Here is a 23,466-nt window from a genome sequence, read left to right as displayed (position 1 = left end):
TTTGAATATATATAAAGCATAAGTAATTGCATTGTAACTATTCGTCTGAGTAGTTGCATTGCGCTTTTCTTTATGATGGCCAAAAAGGAAGGATGAGTGGAGTGTCAGAGTATAAGCGACTGATTTCGTATATCTATAACTATGAAAAAGGATTGAAAAAGAATAACGTTGGATTTGCCAAGATTGAACTTAGAAATGGTCAATGTAAGATTTCAATTAATATAAAGGCAGCCAGCCTTAATGGACAGAAATTACGGACATATGTATTCTATCGTGAAAATAAGAGAATGATTCAAATTCTACTAGCAGAAGCAGTTGTTAAGAATGGTGTATTTGAATGGAAGGGTATTACTAACGCGAATAATATTATGAATACAGGACATAATTTTAACCAGTTAGGCGGGGTGCTTTTATATTATTCTTTGAATAAGTATTTTGCAACTGAGTGGGACGACCAGCCTATTACGTTAAATCACCTGTATGAGTGGGATGTGACAGAAAGTCTAAAGATCGATGAAAAAGAGATAGTCAATGATATAGGCAAAGAGATAGTAGATGAGACTATAAATGAGACTATAAATGAGACTCTAATTCAGACTAGTAATGAGATGAATAGGGGAGAGAGAGAACCTAAATTTGTAGAAGTTCCAAAAGATGAGATTACATACATAAATAAAAAACAAGAGGCGGAGGAAGCAATTAGTAAGAGCCAAGAAGAAATTGTACAGAGTATATTAAAGAGCATAGATTACAGCTGGGAACTTTTCTGTAATATTCAAGATGACAACGAATCACAATTAGATTTAACTTCGAGAAAGGAAGCTAAATCTAGGTTACAGGCTGCGGAATTATATAAGCAGAACAATAGCGTTGTGAATATAAATGGTGATCAAGATAGTGATATATCACCAGAGACAGCAAAATTATTGGGATATCGTTTTATCAATTGGTATCGAGGTCAAGAAACAGGATTCCCTAAAACCTATGGTAAGGTTAAGATTTCCGATATTGTTAATGAATCCATTGATACAAAGCAAAGCGTTGAGGTGGAAAAAGAAGACCAAGAAGCTAGTCAGATGGACTTATTAGTGAAGAAGGAATTCAATGAAGATGGATACAATGAAGTTGAATCCGATGATGGGACAGATAAGGAAGAGAGGTCCCATGTAGAGATCGTCGTTGAAGAAGAATCCGACCACGAGCAATTAGACGAAGAGTATGAAGACAAAGTTAGTGATGAAGTTGCCGCATCAACTGCTGAAGGATATGTAAATACTCCGTTTAATGAAGAACAAAGATTCTACAGTGCAAACAAAGAAAAAGAGTGGAATGCACGTCTTGAAGAGGTGGCAAAGAAGAAAACATCAACAGCTGAAAGAATATTACAGAAGTACCCAGCTATTAATCCATTTGAGGATGATGAGATTCTTGCATGTGTTAGAATAGAGCCAGGTGATATTGGATTGTTTCCAATAGAAAATTGGGTACTTGGTAACAATAGTTTCTTACTACATGGATATTATAACTTCCGCCACTTAATATTTGCTAAGAAAAAGGCAATAGATGGAGAAGAATATATTCTTGGCATACCAGGTATTTACCAAAACCGTGAGAAGTTTATGGCAAAGATGTTCGGATTTACACAGTTCAAATGCGCTAAGAACGTAGAACAAAAGACTGGTGAATTCGGATATTGGTATATTAAAGTTAATATGTGATTAATGAAATGGATTGATTAGTGCGTAACGCAAATGATCAGTCCATTTGTTATTTAGTAGAATACAGGATTTTGCAATGCCTTCAAATTCAAATTCTAGTTTTTCAATTAGTTTAATAGAAGGTTGGTTCATCGGATGGATAAGTGCTTCTATCCTATGAAATTTAAGCTCAGTAAAGACTAGCTCAATAGCTTTTTTTAAAGCTTCTTTAGCAAAACCACGACCAACGTATTCTTGATCTAGTTTATATCCAACTGTACAAGTCATAAGTGGACCTTTTTGAAAATTTTGAAAACAGATACAGCCTATTATGTGATCAGGATTGGATTTTTCAAAGATCCAAAAACGAAGAAAATGTAATTTTATTGTTTCATTATATTCATATACAAGATTTGCACGTTGAAATTCTTTCGTATAGAATAGACGAACACGATCTGGTTCCCAACAATTGATATAGTCTTTGTTTCGTTCATAGAAATTCAGTACTTCATTTGCATAAGAACTTGTTAATACTCGAAGATGTAGACGTTCTGTTTCATAGTGTAATTTCATTGTATATATTTGCTCCTTTAATCCATTCCGCGAATTTCCACGGTATTAAAATATGGTTGTATAGATTTCTTATATTCTAACATGGTTTCACGGCTAGGTGCATGAAGACCAGGCACTAGAATGTTTCCACTATCTAAAAATATTTGCAGATAATAATTCGTAGAACCATCTAACCACTGTCCGATGGCTAAAATATCTTCGGCTGAATGAAACTCCTGAACAACAGTAGTCCTAAATTCATAAGGGATGCCACTATCTTGTATAAGCGCGATAGAAGAATCAATGGAATCTAAGGAGTAATGGGGTATGCCGATTGTTTCTGCATATCGATCACGGGAATTTTTGATGTCCATGGCAACATAATCAAGTAATTCGTGGGAGTATAAATATTGTAGCATTAGTGGATTGCTACCGTTGGTATCTAATTTGACCTTTAAGCCAATATCCTTGATTGCTTGAATGAATTTTGGTAAGTCCTTCGATAAGGTAGGCTCTCCACCAGAAATACATACGCCCTCAAGGATGCCACTACGACTCTTTAATGTATCTAACACTTCAGAAACCGTAAATGACGGACTGGCATCTGGAGCTAATAAAAGACGAGAATTGTGGCAGAAAGGGCAACGAAAATTGCAGTGTCCCAAGAAAATAGTAGCTGCCAGATGCCTTGGATAATCAAGCAAAGTAGTTTTATTGAACCCATGAATTTGCATAGCGTGCTCCTTTCTTGTTATTCCTTTGTGGGGTTTAGGAGTCAAAAGGTCTAGTTACATTTTTAGATGAATAATCAAGAATATTTATTCTTGAAAGTGTATCGGCACTTGTGTAATTTAGTTTACTTACCGAAAAACTCCCTTTTATTACTCGACTTCTTACCTAACGCACGATGACACAAAACACGCTTCGCACTTAAGTACTTCTATGTGTGTACATCTAATTTTATCAATATATACGGAATCGCCTTCGATTCGGCATCCTGCCTCAGCTCAGGCTGGCTCGGCATCCATGCCTCGCCTTCCTTTTTTTTTAGTACACACTAAGAAGTACTATAAGTACTACACTACCGTTTTTTAGTCATAGTGCGTTAGGTAAGAAGTTATGTACTTTACTAAGAGTTTTTCTATTACCACTTCATCCATACACAAGTGGAGGTAAATTTACGATGAATAAATATTCTTGATTATTTATCATTTGCGTTGGTTATGACCTTTTGACTACTAATCCTTTAAGAATTTATGAAACGCTTAGACGTATAGACTGATTATCATGTTTTATGTATAGAGAAGCGTTTTACAATCGTCTATATCACCTTTCATTTATGTAATATTAGTTTTGTAATACTATATTTTATGTTATTATAATAGCATATATAAATAAAATCAACAGATTAGATTATCATAGGCATTGTTTTAAGAGAATAGTAGGCAACTTCCTATAGGGGAGTTTAATAACATTCTTATAATAAAGTTTATAGTATGAACTTACCAGTACTTGTGTAATCATAAAGTAGTAAGCAAAACTCTGAATAGCGTAGATTTGCTTCTTAACTGACGTACTATGACTAAGAAACGATAGCGAAACATCTATAGTACTTCTTAGTGTGTACAAGATAACCTAGGAAGGTGAGGAATGGATGCCGAGCCAGCCGAAGCTGAGGCAGGATGCCGAATCGAAGGCGTTTCCGTATCATCTGGATAACCTCAATGTACACACTTAGAAGTACTTAGATGTGTAGCGTGTTTCGTGTTATAGTACGTCAGCTAAGAAGCTATGAAAACGTATACAGAGTTTTGCATTCAATACCGAAAAAAGGAGCATGTTGGCTAGATATGGACGAAAGATATATGAAAGAAGCTTTGAAGCAGGCAAAAAAGGCTGACAAGATTGATGAAGTGCCGATTGGGTGCGTTATTGTATATGAAGATAAAATTATAGCGAGAGCTTACAATAGAAGAAATACGGATAAGAATACATTGGCACATGCGGAATTGTTAGCTATTAAAAAGGCCAGTAAGGTACTTGGAGATTGGAGATTAGAAGATTGCACTATGTATATCACTCTTGAGCCTTGTCAGATGTGTGCTGGTGCAATTGTGCAGGCAAGAATTAAGAGAGTGGTTGTAGGAAGTATGAATCCGAAAGCTGGTTGCGCAGGCTCGGTACTAAATCTTTTGCAGATGAGCCAGTTTAACCATCAAGTAGAATTAGTGACTGGTGTAATGGAAGAAGAATGTAGTCGAATGCTTAAGGTTTTTTTTAAAAGACTGCGAGAAGAAAAGAAAAAAGGATAAATGTAGCAAGCGAAATGTGTTGACAATCTTAAAGGATTTGTGTATACTAAGTACCTGAATACAGTACAAAATGTAACTGTGTAACATACAATTTTATAAGGTGTATATTAAATTTGTCATAAAATTTCCGTGCAGCCGGGGAGATAGCGGTGCCCTGTACCTGCAATCCGCTACAGCAGGGGTGATGTCTTGTCTGAGGGTATTCTATTGTGGAGCTGCCCTTTATAAGTGATGTTGACGTCTGGGTCTTACGCAACAGGAATTCGTGAACCGTGTCAGGTCAGGAATGAAGCAGCACTAAGCGAAACCTCTTGTGTGCCGTAAGGGTGCCTGGGCCGAGTTAACTGTGAAGGTAACGTCTATGAGGAGTATTCGAAGCAAGGCGCACGGATTAATATAATATATAAAGAGTTGACCATTCGTTTTTGAATGGTTTTTTTATTGGGAAAATAAACTGAAAGGTTATAATTCTGCACATTTTTCGTAAAAAGAGAGAAATATGTTTTGATGTTCTAGGGATTTTGCATTATAATAGGATTGTTAATGTTTTGATATTCTATACGATAAGGACAAAATTTGAATTCCGAGGTGAGAAAATGGGAGTGAGTCTTAATCCGCATACAATAAACCAACTTGCAAAAGGTACAGAGATTTATGGAGAACACGAGCGTTTAACTACAATATGTTTAGTGATAAAGGGAAGAGTTCTTATACAAAATGAAGGCTCAAAATTAATCGTTGGTTCGGGGAGCTTTATAGGAGTAACGGACTTATACCTAGGTAGATTTACTAGTAGTTATATAGCGTTTGATGACGTAGTCTTGTTTCCTTTTGAGGCAACGGACAAGCGTAGTATACATGCAATTATTGACGGAAATAAAGACTATGCAGGATTATTAGTAGCAGGATTGTCTAGAAGTCTAGTTGAAGTGAATAAGATATTTACTGAGTTTGACTTAAAAGTAAAGAATCTATATGAGTTTCTAAGCAATGCATATGAACAGTTCAAGGTTCTGGCAGCTAAAGTAGGGTATCATTTGACTCCGATGGATTCTTTAGAAATGCTTGAACCATTTCCAGCAGAGGCTTTAACAAATTGTGTGAATATGGACTACTATAGAGTACTTAGTAAAGTACCGATAGACATACAAAAGTCTTTTTTTGCTTGTGGTGAAGAATTAACAATACGTCATCTTGATGAAATTATATCAGATTATAATACATACATAACAGAAACAACTGAAAGAGTAATATATACGAGTCAATTGCTTGAATATATAATTAGTGAGTCGGGAGAATCTCTTTTCTATCAAGCAATTAACATTGCAATTGAGGTACATAAACTTGGTAGAAAGAACGATGAACTGGATACGCTAATCGATCAAATTATAGATGAGATTAATAGCACAGAAAAATTACTTTCAACGAAGTCTGCAAGAACAATATATATCAATCGTGATAGGATGGAACATTTATATTCGGTTTTACTTACAGGAACAGGGATTGATAATGAAAAGACCGAGGCTGAGGCTGAGGGGCTGCGAGAAGCGGAGGAAATGAAGGTATTGAATGAGTTGCAGGATTCGATGAGAAAGATCATTGAATATGCACAACTTGGAGCTGAAGAAGCGGTTGAACTCAAGAAAAACGTTACATTATTCAAGAGTCTAGATGATAAATACGATACGTCCGATGAAGCAAGAGCAATTCGTAGAAATATAACTAAGATGTTTTATCCAATCTATCAAAATGTGTTTTTAAGAGCTTATAAGGAAAAGAATACCGATAAAGTAATTGATCTATTCCTTCGTTATGGTTTCCTTGATGAAACATTATTAACAAAACAGCAATTAGTAGAATTATATTATCTAGATACGCAAGTGGATGATAGTATTCCATGTAAGGTTTACAATATTAGAGATTGGTTGGTTGAAATCTATGAAGGGCGTAAAGAGCCTTCTAAGAGCGAATTTGATTTGGATTATGCAGAGTCGATTCGTGAGATGAAGAAGTCAATTCGTATGACTCCACAAGAAGAGCAAGCGCTGTTAAATGATTCGTGTAAGAAGATAAATTATGAAATCATTAACATGTTCCAATGCAATAACCGACTTGTTAATGGACAAGTGTATGCATTTATACCAATACTTCATAAAGATATGTTTATGAAGAATTTAAATAGTACATTGGTAACAGCAGCTAAGGTTAATTATGTAATGAATCAATTAAGAGAGATCGACTATTCAGTATTTTATCGTGAATCATTATATTACGATAATGATAAGAAGATAGAAAAAGAATATATTCAAAAAGAAGTTTTTCCAGATATCGTACTATTGCCAACAGTAGGTGTTAATGGTATTATGTGGCAGGAGATTACGGGTAAGAAGAGAGATTCCAGTGGCCGATTCTTGTTGCCATGCTTTGCAGAAGTTGATTTAGAAGATATGTTAATTAAAGTACTTGGTAGATTCCATTGGGAACTTTGTAGAAGTATTCAAGGAACCGCATGGAATAATATCAAATACAAATCTCTTACTTCAGAATATGTTGACTATATTCAATTTTATAAGAAGAATCGAGATCTATCAGCAGAAACCAAAGAGAGAATTAAAAATCAGATTCAAAAAGGAAAAAGTAATTCTAGGGAAATCTTCGTAATTGATTACGTGAATTGGATAAAGAATGAATCAAAAGGTTCTCTCCGCTTAAATAAGTATGTAAGAGAATTACTTGCTTTTTACTGTCCGTTCAAGAAGCCAATTCGTGAGCGACTAGAAAATCAACCATTATTTGCTGAGGCAATGAATCGTTATTATAGAGAAAATAGTAAAAAAATACATGAACTAGATATTCATTATAAAGACTTAGAAAAAAAGGGTATAGAATTAACTCCAGAGTTAATAACAACAAGAGCCTATTATAACGAATTTTAATTTGAAACTTTAAACTCTTATCCTTATTTTTTATTTAAAAAGGCAATTTTAATCGGGAAGTATATCGATGAAATTGTCTTTTTTACTTGTAACATTTTGTTATATGCAGTTCGCCCAAAATATGATATGATAGAGGGTAGCGTTTTAGGTAGTTACCTAATGAGATAAGGTAAAGGAGGGGCAAGTATGATACAAGAAGTTGTAGATTTTCACTATGAACGTATGCAAAATCTAAAGAAATACTACCCGTTTTTTAGAATAAAGGATTCCTCTCTCACACAGTACAAAGAAGGAAAGTATGCTGATATCGACATGGGTTACGTGCTTATGGCGGTACTACGCTTTTTTATAGAAGAAAATAATTTTAACAACATGGAAGTAACATATGCAAAATACGTTGCTTTTTTATCCCTGTTACTAGAAAGAGATTTTGGGATACCTTCTTCATCGGATGAGACAAAGGAATTGATCGGATATATATTTGATAAGATTCATAACGAAGGAAAACCTTTTTATATGGATTATTATGATCCAGCTACTCGTAAGAAGAATGTAACTCGTGTAAAGTTAATTAACAGTCAATTAGATGGGGATCAAGTTACGTATACCTTAACGTCGGATGCCATCGAATTCTATCTGGATACGAAAGAGATTAAAGACGAAAGTAAAATTAATATTGAGCAGTTATTATTAGAGAAGATGATTCGTTCTCAGGATTTTAGGTCGGGAATTCAAGTGGTTCGTCGTATTAATCATGAAGTAAATATACTTCGTCTACGTAAGAATGAAGTAATCCAAGTATTAAGTAATGATGTGTTCGAAGGAATGAAGGCATATGACAGTTTTGTAAAAACAGGAATGAAATGGTTCGAAGAAGAACAAAGATTATTTTCTAAGAACACCGAGTTAATACGAAAAGCCGTAGAAAAAGCTGAATTAGGCAATAGCTCAGAGGCAAATTCAGACTCTTATATGCAATCGTTACAAGATGTACATGAGTTAGAGAAGGAATTGTTAAAGGCGATTGGAAAACATAATGAGCTATTAGTGGATTGTATGGATCTTCAAACGAAAGCTGATGAGATGCTTAAAACAGCTAAGTTTAATAAATTACGTGCTTCCTTCGATTTTAGAGATTATGAATCTAAAATTCGCTTACACAAAGATACGAATTTACTAAAAGAGATGATAGAACCACTATTATTACCGAATATACGAAAAACATGGAATCTAGCGAGTATTGATGAGCTTACTACGTATCCGCAAAATTCAGAAGAACAGGCAGAGAAGGTAGAAGTAGTCGAAACGGCTTCTTATGAATATGAAGATGAGAAAGAAGATGAACGTATTCAGAGTAATTTCATTGCAATTGCAAAAACATTATTTGATATGCTAATTGCAAAGAATCAATTTGATTTACGTTCTTTTAATCGGAAACTTGAAGTGAAGTATTTTGATGAGATATTCAAGAACAGTGATTACTATTCGTTCTTAGTTCATTTATGTCAGAAGAAGGAATATCGCTTATGGGAAACTTTGAAAGAACCTGATACGTTTTTGGAAGGTATAATTGCATATATGTTAGGGTTACCAGAGAATGAAAAATATAAGAAATTACATTTTGAAATAGTAATGTCAGAGGAATTAAGTGAAGATATGATCGAGAATATACAGATTGTTTCCAGTGAAGAGAAAGCAAGTTTCTTTACTTCCAATATCGAGTTTGTAAGGAAGGAGTATGTTTGTTAATATGGATAACCATAGTTTGGAAAAAGCGATGGAGTTGTTTGGAAAACTAATCGCAGGCGAAGAGATTAGCATGAGAACATCTAAGAATGTGGATTTATATCAAGAATACCGTGATCATGCAGAAGTTGCTAATCTGTTAGATACGATGTTAACCCAAATGAATCTAAAGCTATATGAATACAATGAATCCTTATTCATAACAGCAGGGAATCATAATCGCGTGTTTGGATATACCAACGAGGAGTTGCGTCGTTTAATTGGTGTACGTTTGAATAAAGAATTGTACTTATGTTACTTTATTATCTATCAGATTATTACCAAGTTTTATACAGGATCAGGCACGTATACGTATACGGAATATGTGAAAATTGAAGACATTATGAAAGCAGTAGATGCGGGACTCCATAATGTAATATCAGGCATGGAGCAGTTTCGTTTGAATGAATTAGAAGAAAATAGTTTTGAAGCGATTGCGAATCTATGGGATGAGCTTCCTAGTGTAGCTAATGAAGAAAACATGGGTGGAAAGGCATCCAGAGGATCGAGATATGGATATATGAAGCTTGTATTCAATTTCTTAATGTCCCAATCTTTATTTCTAGAGATGGAAGAGCGTTATTATATTACAGACCGCTTCCGCGCTATAATAACTAGATACTTTGAAGAAGAGCGTGGCCGCTTGTACGAGATTATGACAAAGGAGGATGATGACAATGCCTCATATTAATCGCTTGCGTGTTAACAATGTAAAATACAATTTCGGTACGCAGTATTATGATGATTTCATGATGAAACCGTATGGGAAGAACATGCTATATGACCTTGCCAATGGTGGCGGTAAGAGTGTGCTTATGCTCTTATTATTACAAACGGTAATACCCAATTGTACATTAGATGATAAACAACCTGTTGAGAAGTTATTCCGTACTTCAGGAGGAAGTTCCACAATTCATTCTTTGATTGAATGGAAGCTTAATGATAACAACATAAAAGATGGTTTCCAGTACATGACAACAGGATTCTGCGCAAGAAAAGGGACAACCCAGGAAGAGAAAGATACGGCCTCTATTGACTATTTCAATTATTGTATCTTCTACCGTGAATATAATGAAAACGATATTCGTAATTTGCCACTCGTAGATGAAAATGAACGTATTACCTACTCTGGACTGAAACAATACTTAAAGGACATACAGAGAAATCCAGGACTTCGTGTAGAGATATTCGACCGTAAAGGAGAATATCAACAATTTATAAGTGGTTATGGACTTTATGAAAGTGAATGGGAAATTATTCGTGGTATTAACAAGACAGAAGGTCATGTTCGTACGTATTTTGAGACAAATTATAAGACAACTCGTAAGGTAGTAGAAGATCTTTTTATTGAAGAGATTATTCAGAAATCTTACAATCGTTATTTAGATAGTGGGTATGATCGCAAAGATGGTGATAGTAATACAAGCGAAGATAATATGGCATCAACACTTCTTAATATCAAAGATAAATTAGTTGAATTATCGCAAAAGAAGGCAACTTTGAATCTCTATGATCGTCAGACAGAGATTATTGATGGGTTGAAGGAACGCCTAAGTGTGCTTGACCATGTATATACGAAAGATGATGAATTAAAGACGAAGTTACACCAAGCCTATAATTATAATGAAAAATGTATTGTCGAAAAACAAGCATATTATGAACAGTTATGCAAGGAACAAGATGAATTAGATAAAAAACTGAAACATCTTGAGATTATTGTAGAAGCTGCGAAACTTAAGAAGAATGAAATTCGTCTTGTAGAAATCAATCAAGAGATTACACAGCTAACAAAGGAAATTCAGTTGCAAGAAGAGTTGTTAGTTAGAAAACAAAAAGACATCTCTTTAAAAGAGTGTATGAATGATTATCTAGAGTATCTGAAGGAAAAAAGCAATCGAGATGAACTAAAGGAGTCCTTAGATGCTATTAAAGGTGGTAACAAAGTAGAAATCAAAGAGTTAAACCAGCTTGCTTTCAATAAGAAACTTCATATGGATCAGAAAGTACAAGAGTTAGAAGAGGCAAAATCTACATTACTTGTTCAATTGAAAGAAGCAGAGGAAACCTTAACAGATTTGAGCGAAGAGGAAAGAAATCTTGATATAGAACGTGCAATCAAAGAGAATGCATTTACAGGCGTTGAAGAGAAGATCGTAACACTTAAGCAGAAACTCAATCAGATGCGTAAGAATGTAAGCCTATTATTCCTTGAGGAGATTCAATCTACCATAAGGCAAGTAGAAGAAGAAAATAAAGATTCTGAAGATAAGCTACAGCTTATCAGAGGGGAATTAGAGGCTTGTCAAGAAAACTTACTTACACTGAAGACAAGTTTGCAAATAAAGGAAGAGAAGAAGACTAGACTTGCTACCACGATAAAGGAATACGAAGAGTGGATTGAAAGTTATAGAGTACGTCAGGCACAATACGAGAAATTATTAGAGGTATATCATATTGTATCTAAGGACAATTGTATACAAGAGTTGGAAGAGCAATATAAGACACTCGTAACAAAGATGGTTAAATCCAAAGAACGTATTCAGGTAAATGAAAGATATTTGTCACAACTCATGGAGAGAAATCTTGATGTAGAGAGTGAAGGGCTAACGAAGGTAAAAGAATACTTAGAGAAGAGATACAAAGATCAAGTTATGACAGGAACTGCGTATCTTCATACATTGCCTGTTAAGGAAAGAGAGCATCTATTACGTAAGATTCCAATTCTACCATATTCATTGATTGTTATGGAGGATTATGAGTCGTTATTAGAAGACCGCTATTTCCACCGCAAGGATTTTGGTGCATATGCAATACCGATTCTGAATCTAGAAGAGATTAAGCAAGGAACCATTAACTTATCTAAGAAGTCAATCACATTTGCAATGAAAGAAGAAGAATTATTCTACCGTGAAGAACGGATGGCGGAAGAAGAAAGTATTGTTCGTGGTGAGGTGATAGAAGAAAAAGAACTTCTTAGAAAATTAGAGGAACAAGAAGAAATTCTCAAAAAAGATATGGATAACGTTCGTTCTTATCTTGGTCATGAGCAAGCCAAGTATGCAGAAGTGGCACAAAGTCATATTCAATGTAAACAAGAGTTAGATTCTCTTGCTAAAGAGATTCATGAGTTAGCAACTGATTACATGAAAAAAGAGCAATCCATAGAGAAAATGACGGAAGAGATTTCTAGGGTTACTAAGGCAATAGAAGAAAAAGAACAAGAACGTACTCGTCTTGTTGAAATTGAGTCTGTTTCTAGTGAACTGCGTAATCTTGAAGAAGAGAGTTTGGTGCTACGTGGTGAAAGTGACCAAATAAATGAACGTTATGAACGAATTTGCCAGATGCGTGATGAGTGTAAAGTTAAACACATAGAGTGGAAAACGCAAGTGGATTCTGTGGATAAACAGTTAAGATTTTGCAAGGAGCAGTGGATAACTCTCTTCCTTCCATACTACAAAGAGGAAGAATTTGAAGTGCTTTCTTTATCAGAAGAGCAGTTAGATGCAAAATTCTTAGGTAAAAAAGATGCATACGAGAAAGAATTTAGTGATTTAGGAGACAAAGAACGACTTCTTAATTCTTATGTCAATGCTATGAATCGTAGCTTGAAGGCAATTGCAAAACGCAAGATTAGCTTGGCGACATTAGAAGAGATGAAGAATAACCATTCTTTAATTTCTATTAGTGATGATATCTTACAAAGTGAGAATGCAGATTACCTTAATCAAGAAACGATTCTTAGTTGTCTACGTGAAAGCATTGATGAAAAGAAAGCCATGATGCATCAATTAGATGGTAAAGTAGAACAAGCGCGTACTGTAGCTGAAGAAAAATTCGGTGATGTATTCAAAGAGACGCTCAGACAGATTACGGCAGATACCAATATCGACGAACAAAAGTCTGCTCTTCAAGTTATGATAATGAAGAAGCAGAGAATGAAGGAGGATCTCCTTCGTGCTGAAAGAGCCATGAAGATATGTGAAAATGCTAAAGAAGATATGGAAAGAATCTATCGTCAAATGGAACTGACAAAATCTACAACGGTACAACCTTTTGAAATCGAAGATATGGAAGCTTTCGTGAAGAAACTTTCTAGGGATTTGGAATCCATAGCAAAAGATACAAGCAGAAAACGAGATGAATTCTATCAGCAGTTACAAAAGACTGCTCAGACATTGGAAATTCTTAAGGCTTATGAACTTGCAGGGGAGTTACGTACCGCGGTCACTGTACCAACTACATTAGAGGAATCAAATTTATTGAAGAACAATCTAACGGAAGTATGTGATTGCATACATTTAGAAAGAATGCGTGTGGAACAAGGTCTTGAAGATATGGAACGAATGAAACAAAGCTTCGAAAACCAATGTTTACAGCGCTGTGATAATGTAAAAGTGGCGTTAGAACGTTTGCCAAAACTATCAAAGATCATGTTAGACAATGAGCAGATTCCTATGATTGGTTTAAGTATCCCTTATGTGAATGAAGAATTACAGGGGCAAAGAATGTCAGACTATATTGACATGGTCGTAGCTAGTGTTGACAAATACGAGACACCAAATGACAAGATTAAATACATCAAAGCTTCATTATCTCTAAAACGTCTCTTCTCTGTTATCGTAACAGATATGAATCGTATTAAATTAACGTTATATAAGAGAGAGCGTATTAAAGAACAAAGTAGACACCTGCGTTATGAAGAAGCGGTTGGTAGTACGGGACAATCCCAAGGTATCTATATCCAGTTCTTGATCGCAATCATCAACTACATTACGTATATGAATTCAGGTAATATCGATAATACAGGGCTTCGTAAAGTAATCTTTATTGATAACCCATTCGGTGCGGCCAAAGACGTCTACATCTGGGAACCAATCTTTGAGTTATTGAAGGTGAATCAAGTACAGCTAATTGTACCTGCCAGAGGAACAACACCTGCTATTACAGGTAAGTTTGATGTGAATTATATTCTTGGACAACGTTTGAATGATAATAAGCAACAAACGGTCGTTGTGGAGTACAATAGTAATGTAGATACGACGGAGATGGAATATATTCCGTTACAATATGAACAGACAAGCTTGTTTGATTAGGGTGGAGGCAAAACTCTATATAGGTTGTTGCAGCTTCTTAGCTGACGTACTATGACACGAAACACGCTTCACATCTAAAGGACTTCTAAGTGTGTACGGGGAGGTATCTAAAGGGTACGGAAACGCCTTCGATTCGGCATCCTGCCTCAGCTTTGGCTGGCGTCGGCATCCATGCCTCGCCTTCCTGGGGTGTCTTGTACACACTAAGAAGTGCTATAGATGTTCCGCTTGTTTAAATCTTTTATATAATCATTATGCATGTATGCACCTCCAAGTGAGCTGTTTAGTAGACTGGCACTTGGAGGTTTTTTTGTACATGTGGATTTTACAATGTAAATACACAAATTATACTTGACATATGGATTTTCATATGTATAGTGAAATATTGTAGTTTACCTTTTGTTGCGATTACAAAATTTAACTTTTGATTCACAAATCATAGAACATAAATACGATTTTTATAGTAGAAGAAATACTATCTTGTCTTATATAGACAGAAAATGCTATAATAACAAGGAGAACTATGGAACAATAAAAAATAGTATCTTTATTTACTATTATATAAGGGATAGATGTTACAACGTGGAACGAGTCTAGAGGAATTTAAAAATGGCTGGTAGGAAGTTCTACAGTATGCATATGGAGGTGCTAGGAATGGAACGGTATGCTTCTAGTCTTAAGATGAAAGAAATAAAAAGACTTGCACAGGATAAACAATACCTGAAGTCAATGAAGATTCTTGAAACTCTGAATGTTGATAAAATCAGAAGTATGTCCGATTTATCTGTTATTGCAGAGATTCTTATTCATAATGATGAATATGAAGATGCTATGGAGATTTTATTGCGAATCTATGAAAGATCTTGTTCTAGAAGAATAATTGAACAGTTAATTGACTTGTCAATTAAGATGAAGAATATGGAAGAAACTGAGGAGTTTTATAAGGAGTATCTTCGAATTGCTCCAAAAGATCCATATCGTTTGGTATTACGATATAGAATAGAGAAAGCAAAACATATTCCTTATGCACAGCGAATTGAAACGTTGGTGCAACTTAAGCAAGAGGATTATATGGAAGAATGGGCATATGAACTTGCTAAGTTATATCATAAAACAGGACAAGTAGATAAATGCATAGATGAATGTAGTGATATTATTCTATGGTTTGGACAAGGAATTGTGGTTGAAAAAGCACGTTTATTAAAGGAACATTATACAAGTGGATTTAATATTACAGATAATTTAAAAGCTGGAGAATTTGATGCCACTAAAAGCCTAGAAGAGGTAATTAGACAGGTAAAACAAAAAAGAGGTATAAGCCAACAAAGGTTTGTAAATCAACCAGTTACTGTATCGTCTACACTTGAGATTGATAATACTGTTTCAGATAGCAATCAATTTGATAACGATGCTTTATATCTTAATACTGGTAAAGCAGCAGATAAAGAAAACGATCTTTCAGAAGTGGAAACTGTCAAAGAACAAGAAGAGTGTACCAAAGAAGCTGTGGTCCCAGAAGAACAACCTGTAGAGCAAGAACAAGAGGAGCAAGGTCAGCAAATAACAGAAACAGAAACACAAGCAGAAACAGACACAGAAACGGAAACAGAAAAAGAGACAGAAACACAAAATGCAACAGAGAAATCAACTGTAACGCAGGTGAAATCAGAGTACGTACTTACACCAGATATAATAAAAGAAGTCAAAGCTCGTGTGAATGCTCTTGATAATCTTAAACAACTGGATAAAAGTGCGGACAGAATTAAAGATGAGCCTGATAATGAGGCAACTATAGAAGAGAAGACTTCATTGAAAGAACAATCTTCTTCTGAAGAGAATACGGCGATTGAAGAACAAGAATCTAAGAAAGAAAATAGCCTTACTGAAGACGAGTTACAGAAGATGAAAGATAAGATGCAAAAGATACAGGAGGATGATGTTATTAAAACATACCGTCACGATTCTCCTGATATCGTAGAAGATGGAGATGTCATTTATGCTTACGGGGTCAATTTAAATACGATTTTCCAAAATTTCATTAACAATGAGTCAATTAAAAATCAATTACTATCCATACTAAAAAATATGGATAGTAGAAAACAATGCAATAACTTTATGGTTTGTGGAGATATCCAAACGGGTAAGACTTCATTAGCAAGAGCCATAGCCATTGCAATGTGGAAGTTAAATCGTATCCCTACAAAAAAGGTTGCAAAGATAAGTGCATCTAAGCTAAATAACATTAATTTACTTGAAAAGATGGAACAATTAGCAGATGGTTCCTTAGTCATTGAAAATGCTAGTTTATTAAACTCTAGTACGGTTAAGTCGATTATTCATATGATTGAACATTACGATGGAAGAATTCTTGTTTTGTTTGAAGACCGTACAAGAAATATGGAAGAATTAATGAATAGGGAACAAGATCTTCGTACATTCTTTACGCATCGAATTATCTTACCACGTTATACGTTACAAGATATCACGGACTTTGCTTACAGTATGATAAAACAACAAGAATATGAAGTTGCAGAAGGTGCTATGGAGTACTTGGAAATAAAAATAGAACAAATCTACCGTGTAACTCCAACTTCAGATCAACTTGAAAAAGTTAAAGTTTATGTAGGGGAACTAATTAAAAAAGCAGAAACTAGAAATATGTTCTTGTTGATGAAGCAAGCAAAAGAAGGCAAGTTCTCACAAAGTATAACGAATGTTATTACCATTGATGATATCATCGACTAGAGGGTAATGAGTAAATAGCTACAAATAATCCATATTAGATGTATAATGCAAACAAGACAATGGAAAAATGAAATTAAGAAATTTTGCATAATTTAGAAGGAGTAATTATGACTGAAGAAGAAAAGAACAAGACAATATATGTAATAGGACATCGTAACCCGGATACTGACTCCATTTGTTCTGCTATTGGGTATGCAGATTTAAAATCCAAGTTAACTGGTAACAAATACAAAGCAAAACGTGCAGGACAAGTAAATTCGGAGACAAAATTTGTACTTCAATATTTTGGAGTTAATCAACCAGGATACCTTCCTGATGTACGTACTCAAGTTAAAGATATTGAGATGCGTAAAATCAAAGGAATTAATAGTAGCATGTCAATTAGACGTGCATGGGAAAAGATGAACGAGAACAGTGTAGTAACGTTACCAGTTGTTGAAGCAGATAATCAATTAATGGGACTTATTACGATCGGTGATATCGCACAAACTTATATGAATGTGTATGATAATAAGATTTTATCAACTGCAAAGACACCAATCGCAAATATTATAGATACGTTACAAGGTGAATTAGTCGCAGGCAATGCTGAGAAAATTGTTGACTCAGGTAAAGTCTTAATCGCAGCAGCTAATCCAGATCTTATGGAAAACTATATCGAAGATAATGATGTTGTTATCTTGGGTAACCGTTATGAATCACAGCTTTGTGCTATTGAAATGCATGCAAAATGCATTATTGTTTGTGATGGTGCTACGGTATCCAAAACAATTACTAAATTAGCACAAGACAAAGACTGTACAATTATTAAAACACCATATGATACTTACACAGTTGCACGATTGGTAAACCAAAGTATGCCAATTAGCTTCTTTATGAAACGAGATAATCTAATTACATTTACTACAGAAGATTTTGTTGATGATATTCGTGCTGTCATGGCTAAGAAGAGATATCGTGATTTCCCTATTCTAGATAAGAAGACTGGTGAACTCATTGGTATGATTTCCAGACGTAATTTATTAGATGCTACAAGGAAAAAACTAATTCTTATGGATCATAGTGAACGTTCCCAAGCAGTAGATGGTTTAGAAGAAGCTGAAATTCTTGAAATTATTGACCATCACCGTATCGGAAGCATTGAGACACTTAGTCCAGTATACTTCCGTAATCAACCTGTTGGTTGTACTTCAACAATTGTATTCCAAATGTTTGAAGAGAATAATATTCCAATTGAAAAACATATTGCAGGTTTATTATGCTCTGCAATTTTATCAGATACTTTAGTATTCCGTTCACCAACTTGTACACCAGTGGATGAGATGGCAGCTAAAAAGTTAGCACAAATCGCTGGTATTGAGATCGAACCTTATGCACAAGAAATGTTTACAGCTGGTAGTAACCTATTAAGTAAATCTCCTGAAGAAATCTTCTATCAAGATTTCAAGAAGTTTACTGCAGGTGATTTAACATTTGGTGTAGGTCAAATTACAGCAATGAATCAAGAAGAGTTAGAGAAGATTAAAGACAAATTAATTCCATACATGGATAAGGCGTTCAAAGATCATGGGGTTAACATGTTATTTTTCATGCTTACTAACATATTACAAGAATCAACAGAACTTATTTACCAAGGTGACGGTTCTGCAGATGTTGTTAAGAATGCATTCAAGGTAAATCCTGAAGAAAAGATTATTCTAGAAGGTGTTGTTTCTAGAAAGAAACAGTTAATACCACCAATTATGATGACACTACAACAAGATAATAATTAATAATAATTAGTTGCATACTAATCTCATTATTATACGTTTTTATAATTTCTATATGGAAGGGTTTTATTGGTGAATAAAAACAGTATTTTACAAGTGATTAAGATTGCAATTGGTAGTACTTTAGCTATTATTATTTGTAATATCCTTAATTTAAAATACAGCACGTCTGCTGGGGTAATTACACTATTAACGATTCAGGGGACGAAGAAAGAAACGTTAAAGATTGCCGGTAAACGTGTGTTGGCATATTTTATGTCGCTTATTATTGCATTTGTGGTATTCAACATTTGGGGGTACCACATCTGGGCATTTGCAATATATATGTTCTTATCTGTGTTGTTTTGTTTCTTATTAGGTCTACAGGATGCACTATCTATATGTACGGTTATAACCACTCATTTTATGATGGAAGGGAATATGAATCCTGCACTTATTGAAAATGAGACATTGTTATTAACCGTTGGTGTAGGGATAGGAATTATTCTGAATTTGTATATGCCAACAATGAGAGATGAGATATTGAGGGATCAAGAAGCTGTGGAAGAAGATATGCGTAAGTTGATTTGCACAGTTGCAGATAATATGTTATTGCATAACAAAGAGGATGAAGAAAGATTCTGTTTTGATACTTTAGAACGAGACGTGGATGCGGCTATTGCTAAAGCATACGAAAATGTAAACAATAATCTTATTAGTGATACGAAATACTATCTAGAATATATGGAGATGCGTAAAAGACAATGTGTTGTATTAAAGCGTCTTTATATGAGTGTTGACTTGTTAAAACATACGTATCGTCAGCACTATATAATAGCAGAATTTATGAAAGAGATGTCAAATCATTTTCATGAATATGATGATTCAGTTGTATTAGCAGAGAGATTAGACGTAATTCAAGAAGAAGTGGGGAGAGATGAGCTCCCTACCACAAGAGAGGAGTTCGAGAGTAGAGCAGTTCTTTACTTTATCATTACAGAGCTTAAAGTCTTTCTTGATATAAAGATAGACTTCATTCAGACGTTAAATGAATCAGAGTTACAGAAGTATTGGCGTAAACGAAACAAGAAATAATTAATAAGGTGGATTGTCTAGTGTTATTGAGAAAGGTGTCTCAATTAATACTTTTTTGGTGAATTCATTTGACAAAAATATGTCGGACTTGCTATAATAATACATCCGACTAGGATATAGTCAAATTATCAAAGGAGAAGACAATGGAGAAACAAATTGTAATTGTTGGTGCAGGATATGCAGGTATTCTGACTGCAAAAAAACTAGCAAAAAAATTTAAAAAACATGAAGGTGTAAGCATTACTATTATTGATAAGAATCCATTTCATACCATGCTTACTGAACTTCATGAAGTAGCAGCAAATCGTGTTGATGAGGATAGTATTAAGATCGATTTAAAAAAAGTATTTGCTGGTAGAAGAGTTGATGTAAAGCTAGATACAGTTACTTCAATTGATTATGACAAAAAAACTGTTATTGGTAAGCAGGAGTCATATGACTATGATGTTTTAGTAATGTCGGCAGGCTCTAAACCTACATTTTATGGGGTGCCAGGGGCAGAAGAGTTTTCACATCAACTTTGGTCTTATGAAGATGCTGTTAATTTAAGAGAACATATACATAATATGTTTAGAAAAGCGTCTTGCGAACCTAATGCTAAAAACCGTAAAAAGCTATTAACTTTCTATGTAGTTGGTGCAGGCTTTACAGGTGTAGAGATGGTTGGTGAGCTAGCGGAATATGTTCCGATTCTTTGTGAAAAATATAACATAGATAGACAAGATGTTACTATGTATAACGTGGATGGACTTAACAGACCGATACCTAATATGCCTGAAAAACTATCCAACAAGGTAGCAAAACGTCTACAAAAAATGGGCGTTGAACTATTATTAAGCACATCAGTTTGTGCTATAGGCACTGATTTTATTGAACTTAAAAAAGATGATAAGGTAGAACGCCATGAAGCGGGAACAGTAATTTGGGCTGCAGGTATTCAAAGTTCTGATATTACGCAAGCTTCTGGAGATAAGTTAGAACTAAATCGTGGTGGACGAATCCAAGTAGATTCTCATCTTCGTTCAACAAAAGATGAAAACGTTTATGTTGTTGGCGATAACATGTATTATATACCAGAAGGAGAAGAACGTCCTGTTCCTCAAATGGTAGAAAATGCGGAACAATCTGCCCATACAGCTGCTCATAATATATTCTGTGCAATTACAGGAAAAACTGAGCTAGAAGAGTATAAACCTTCTTTCCATGGGGTTATGGTCTGTATCGGAGGTCGCTACGGTGTAGCACATGTTGGTTTCCCAAACCGTATGTTTAGCTTGCCTTCCTTCTTGGCAATGTTTGCAAAGCATTTTATCAATATTGTTTATTTTATACAAGTATTAGGCTGGAATAAGATATTTAGCTATATAAAACATGAGTTTTTCACTATTAGAAATTGTAGAAGTTTTGTTGGAGGACATTTCTCAAACAGAACTCCAAGTTTCTTGTTAGTACCATTAAGAGTTTGGCTTGGTGCTGTATGGCTATTTGAAGGAATCATGAAGATAGTTGAAGGTTGGTTAACATCTCCTAAACTAACAGGATTTTTTGGTGGGGCCAATGCTTGGTATGATAGTATTATAGGTGGTGCTGCAAGTGGTAGTTCAGATGCAATTTCATCAGCAACAAGTGCAGCAGCAACAACTACTGTGGATGTAGTTTCAGCAGCAACAGGAGTATCAGGAGCTGTAGCAGATGCAGCAGCATCAGCAACAGAAGCGATTGGACATGTGTTAATGAACTTTGATTTCCTAGGTATATTCAGATTAATTTTTGTTTCAGGTAAAGAATTAGCTGAATCAGCAATTGGGGATTATGCATTCAAGATTGATGTTCCATTTATGAACTGGTTCCTTGACAAGTTAGTTTTATCAAGTGACGAAGTGCAAGTTGTTATGCAAGTTCTTATTGTTGTAGCAGAGATCTTAATAGGTTTAGCTTTAATAGGTGGTTTATTTACTACTCCAGCTTCAGCTGTATCATTAGTGTTACAATTAATGTTCGTTTGTACAACTGGTTTATATCTAAACACTATTTGGATGTTCTTCGCTGGAATAGCAGTGTTAATCGGAGCTGGTAGAACAATTGGTCTTGATTACTATGCAATGCCTGCTCTTAAGAAACGTTGGAAACGATTAGGATTTGTAAGAAAGCTGTATATTTATAATGATTAATAACAAGATGAAAATAAAAGAGAATATCAAACTAGTAAAGTTTGATGATGCCTTAGAACTTGTTAAAAGTGAAGTAGATAACTCATTATCTACTTCACCACTTCTTATTCGAGGTTATACAAAACATTTAACGGAGTCTAAGGGAAAGTTTATACGTGCGATATCGCTATTAAAAGCTGCTTAGCAAAAAGATGGAATGATTCATCCAAAAGCTATAAAATTGCCAGCAGGAATTGAAATTATACAGAAGTCTAAGTTGCTTCATGATGATGTAATTGATAATGCTGATCTACGTAGAGGAGATGTAACATTACAAAAGAAATATGGGAAAAAAACTGCAGTTATTTGCGGAGATTATCTGTTTTGCGTCGCACTTAATTTGGTAGCGAGTATTTCAAATAAAGAAGACTATTTAGATCTTAATATGCAAAACTATATGGGAAAAGTTTGTCTTGGAGAGCTAAATCAGTATCTTAACAATGGTAATTTAAATCTGTCCATGTATCAGTATCTGAAGATTATTGATGGAAAAACAGCAGCGCTATTTGAGGCTTCCTTTTATGCCGGAGCTATCTTCTCGGACTGTAAGGAGACAGAATGTAAGAGGTACAAACAACTAGGGCACTATATAGGTATGATATTTCAATTGATTGATGACTGCATTGATTTTGAAAAGACGGTTGATGTAGCCAAGAAGCCTGTGCAATCGGATTTTGAACAAGGTGTTATTACTTTGCCATTAATCAAAGCACTGGAAGACATGAGCGAGTTTAAAGAAAAGGCAAGTAACAACCAAGTGACGCGAAAAGATATTAATGACGCCGTGAATAAAGCAGGTGGACTTAAGTTTACTCACTGGGTAGTGAGCAGATATCACGCAAAGTCTATGAAAATTATTAACGAGTTAGAGTTGACAGAAAGTAAGAAAAACAAATTAATATCCATATTAAATAAAGCTGCTCATTTAGCTTAATTGTTATTTTTGCCTTGTATTCATGGAAATCATATATGAAAAGTCATATATGGAAGGAAAATGAAATCATGGTTAAAAGATTTTTAGATTATGTAGAAATTAGGACTAAAATAACAAGTACTTTTGCATTTTTAATGACAATTGGCCTTTTAGTATATCATAAACAGAACATTGATTGGAAACTAACGTTAGTTTTCTTTGTCTCTATGTTCTTATTTGATTTAACCACAACAGCTATTAATAATTATATAGATACGAAAAACAATGATCAATCGTTACAATTTAGTCGTAAGGCATCACTTATCATAATCTATGTGTTGTTTGGAATAAGTACTGGATTAGGTTTGTATTTGGCA

14 protein-coding genes, 1 other RNA gene and 1 pseudogene are annotated in these 23,466 nt (G+C 34.6%); 14 read left to right on the top strand and 2 right to left on the bottom strand.

Annotated elements, in window-relative coordinates; genetic code table 11:
* Window positions 1–101 precede the first annotated feature (101 nt).
* A complete protein-coding gene (locus tag ACW2QF_RS03585) occupies window positions 102–1,718 on the top strand; it encodes a DUF6128 domain-containing protein (protein ID WP_455714625.1) in 1,617 nt (538 codons plus the stop codon).
* Here the strand turns inward: ACW2QF_RS03585 and ACW2QF_RS03580 are convergent, their stop codons facing one another.
* Window positions 1,719–2,270 (bottom strand): GNAT family N-acetyltransferase, encoded by a 552-nt coding sequence (locus ACW2QF_RS03580; RefSeq protein ID WP_455714624.1) that lies wholly within the window; start codon window positions 2,268–2,270, stop codon window positions 1,719–1,721.
* A 17-nt stretch (window positions 2,271–2,287) separates the two neighbouring features.
* Complete coding sequence (locus ACW2QF_RS03575) at window positions 2,288–2,983, bottom strand: anaerobic ribonucleoside-triphosphate reductase activating protein (protein WP_455714623.1); 696 nt, start codon at window positions 2,981–2,983, stop codon at window positions 2,288–2,290.
* Window positions 2,984–4,099: 1,116 nt separating this feature from the next.
* On the opposite strand from ACW2QF_RS03575, the gene tadA reads away from it, so the two are divergent.
* The 13 genes and pseudogenes from tadA to ACW2QF_RS03510 all read left to right on the top strand — a co-directional run.
* On the top strand, window positions 4,100–4,561 hold the full coding sequence (gene tadA, locus ACW2QF_RS03570) for a tRNA adenosine(34) deaminase TadA (RefSeq protein ID WP_455714622.1): 462 nt from the start codon (window positions 4,100–4,102) through the stop codon (window positions 4,559–4,561).
* A gap of 127 nt (window positions 4,562–4,688) precedes the next feature.
* An RNA gene (ffs, locus tag ACW2QF_RS03565) (signal recognition particle sRNA large type) lies at window positions 4,689–4,951 on the top strand.
* A gap of 206 nt (window positions 4,952–5,157) precedes the next feature.
* The gene (locus ACW2QF_RS03560) at window positions 5,158–7,497 is read left to right on the top strand and encodes a hypothetical protein (protein WP_455714621.1); all 2,340 of its coding nucleotides are present in this window, start codon (window positions 5,158–5,160) and stop codon (window positions 7,495–7,497) included.
* 186 nt (window positions 7,498–7,683) lie between these two features.
* Complete coding sequence (locus ACW2QF_RS03555; protein WP_455714620.1) at window positions 7,684–9,246, top strand: hypothetical protein; 1,563 nt, start codon at window positions 7,684–7,686, stop codon at window positions 9,244–9,246.
* A complete protein-coding gene (locus tag ACW2QF_RS03550; RefSeq protein WP_455714619.1) occupies window positions 9,236–9,973 on the top strand; it encodes a DUF6063 family protein in 738 nt (245 codons plus the stop codon). Before ACW2QF_RS03555 ends, ACW2QF_RS03550 begins: the two co-directional genes overlap by 11 nt.
* Window positions 9,960–14,378, top strand: a complete 4,419-nt coding sequence (locus ACW2QF_RS03545; protein ID WP_455714618.1) for a hypothetical protein — start codon at window positions 9,960–9,962, stop codon at window positions 14,376–14,378. The genes ACW2QF_RS03550 and ACW2QF_RS03545 overlap by 14 nt, the downstream gene beginning before the upstream one ends.
* A 609-nt stretch (window positions 14,379–14,987) precedes the next feature.
* A complete protein-coding gene (locus ACW2QF_RS03540) occupies window positions 14,988–17,123 on the top strand; it encodes a hypothetical protein (RefSeq protein WP_455714617.1) in 2,136 nt (711 codons plus the stop codon).
* Between the two features lie 107 nt (window positions 17,124–17,230).
* Window positions 17,231–18,895 (top strand): putative manganese-dependent inorganic diphosphatase, encoded by a 1,665-nt coding sequence (locus ACW2QF_RS03535; RefSeq protein WP_455714616.1) that lies wholly within the window; start codon window positions 17,231–17,233, stop codon window positions 18,893–18,895.
* Between the two features lie 69 nt (window positions 18,896–18,964).
* Window positions 18,965–19,966 carry an aromatic acid exporter family protein gene (locus ACW2QF_RS03530; RefSeq protein WP_455714615.1) on the top strand — a complete coding sequence of 334 codons (1,002 nt, stop codon included), beginning with the start codon at window positions 18,965–18,967 and terminating at the stop codon, window positions 19,964–19,966.
* Between the two features lie 143 nt (window positions 19,967–20,109).
* Window positions 20,110–22,137: an FAD-dependent oxidoreductase gene (locus ACW2QF_RS03525; RefSeq protein ID WP_455714614.1), complete on the top strand. Its 2,028-nt coding sequence runs from the start codon at window positions 20,110–20,112 to the stop codon at window positions 22,135–22,137.
* Complete coding sequence (locus tag ACW2QF_RS03520; protein ID WP_455714613.1) at window positions 22,130–22,321, top strand: hypothetical protein; 192 nt, start codon at window positions 22,130–22,132, stop codon at window positions 22,319–22,321. Before ACW2QF_RS03525 ends, ACW2QF_RS03520 begins: the two co-directional genes overlap by 8 nt.
* Before the next feature lie 12 nt (window positions 22,322–22,333).
* Window positions 22,334–23,110: a polyprenyl synthetase family protein gene (locus ACW2QF_RS03515; protein WP_455714612.1), complete on the top strand. Its 777-nt coding sequence runs from the start codon at window positions 22,334–22,336 to the stop codon at window positions 23,108–23,110.
* Window positions 23,111–23,178: 68 nt separating this feature from the next.
* Window positions 23,179–23,466 (top strand): annotated as a pseudogene (locus ACW2QF_RS03510) (UbiA family prenyltransferase); the annotation flags it as partial.

Source organism: Anaerosporobacter sp. (genome assembly GCF_965301125.1).
Note: the sequence above shows the minus strand (reverse complement) of the source record. Positions and strands in the feature narration are given on the sequence as shown.

What these genes read in the sequence shown, in the direction of transcription:
- ACW2QF_RS03525 (WP_455714614.1), top strand. Translation starts at nt 20,110, where the DNA reads ATGGAGAAACAAATTGTAATTGTTGGTGCAGGATATGCAGGTATTCTG.
- ACW2QF_RS03545 (WP_455714618.1), top strand. Translation starts at nt 9,960, where the DNA reads ATGCCTCATATTAATCGCTTGCGTGTTAACAATGTAAAATACAATTTC.
- ACW2QF_RS03560 (WP_455714621.1), top strand. Translation starts at nt 5,158, where the DNA reads ATGGGAGTGAGTCTTAATCCGCATACAATAAACCAACTTGCAAAAGGT.
- ACW2QF_RS03555 (WP_455714620.1), top strand. Translation starts at nt 7,684, where the DNA reads ATGATACAAGAAGTTGTAGATTTTCACTATGAACGTATGCAAAATCTA.
- ACW2QF_RS03550 (WP_455714619.1), top strand. Translation starts at nt 9,236, where the DNA reads ATGTTTGTTAATATGGATAACCATAGTTTGGAAAAAGCGATGGAGTTG.
- tadA (WP_455714622.1), top strand. Translation starts at nt 4,100, where the DNA reads ATGGACGAAAGATATATGAAAGAAGCTTTGAAGCAGGCAAAAAAGGCT.
- ACW2QF_RS03575 (WP_455714623.1), bottom strand. Translation starts at nt 2,983, where the DNA reads ATGCAAATTCATGGGTTCAATAAAACTACTTTGCTTGATTATCCAAGG.
- ACW2QF_RS03540 (WP_455714617.1), top strand. Translation starts at nt 14,988, where the DNA reads ATGGCTGGTAGGAAGTTCTACAGTATGCATATGGAGGTGCTAGGAATG.
- ACW2QF_RS03515 (WP_455714612.1), top strand. Translation starts at nt 22,334, where the DNA reads ATGATTCATCCAAAAGCTATAAAATTGCCAGCAGGAATTGAAATTATA.
- ACW2QF_RS03580 (WP_455714624.1), bottom strand. Translation starts at nt 2,270, where the DNA reads ATGAAATTACACTATGAAACAGAACGTCTACATCTTCGAGTATTAACA.
- ACW2QF_RS03520 (WP_455714613.1), top strand. Translation starts at nt 22,130, where the DNA reads ATGATTAATAACAAGATGAAAATAAAAGAGAATATCAAACTAGTAAAG.
- ACW2QF_RS03535 (WP_455714616.1), top strand. Translation starts at nt 17,231, where the DNA reads ATGACTGAAGAAGAAAAGAACAAGACAATATATGTAATAGGACATCGT.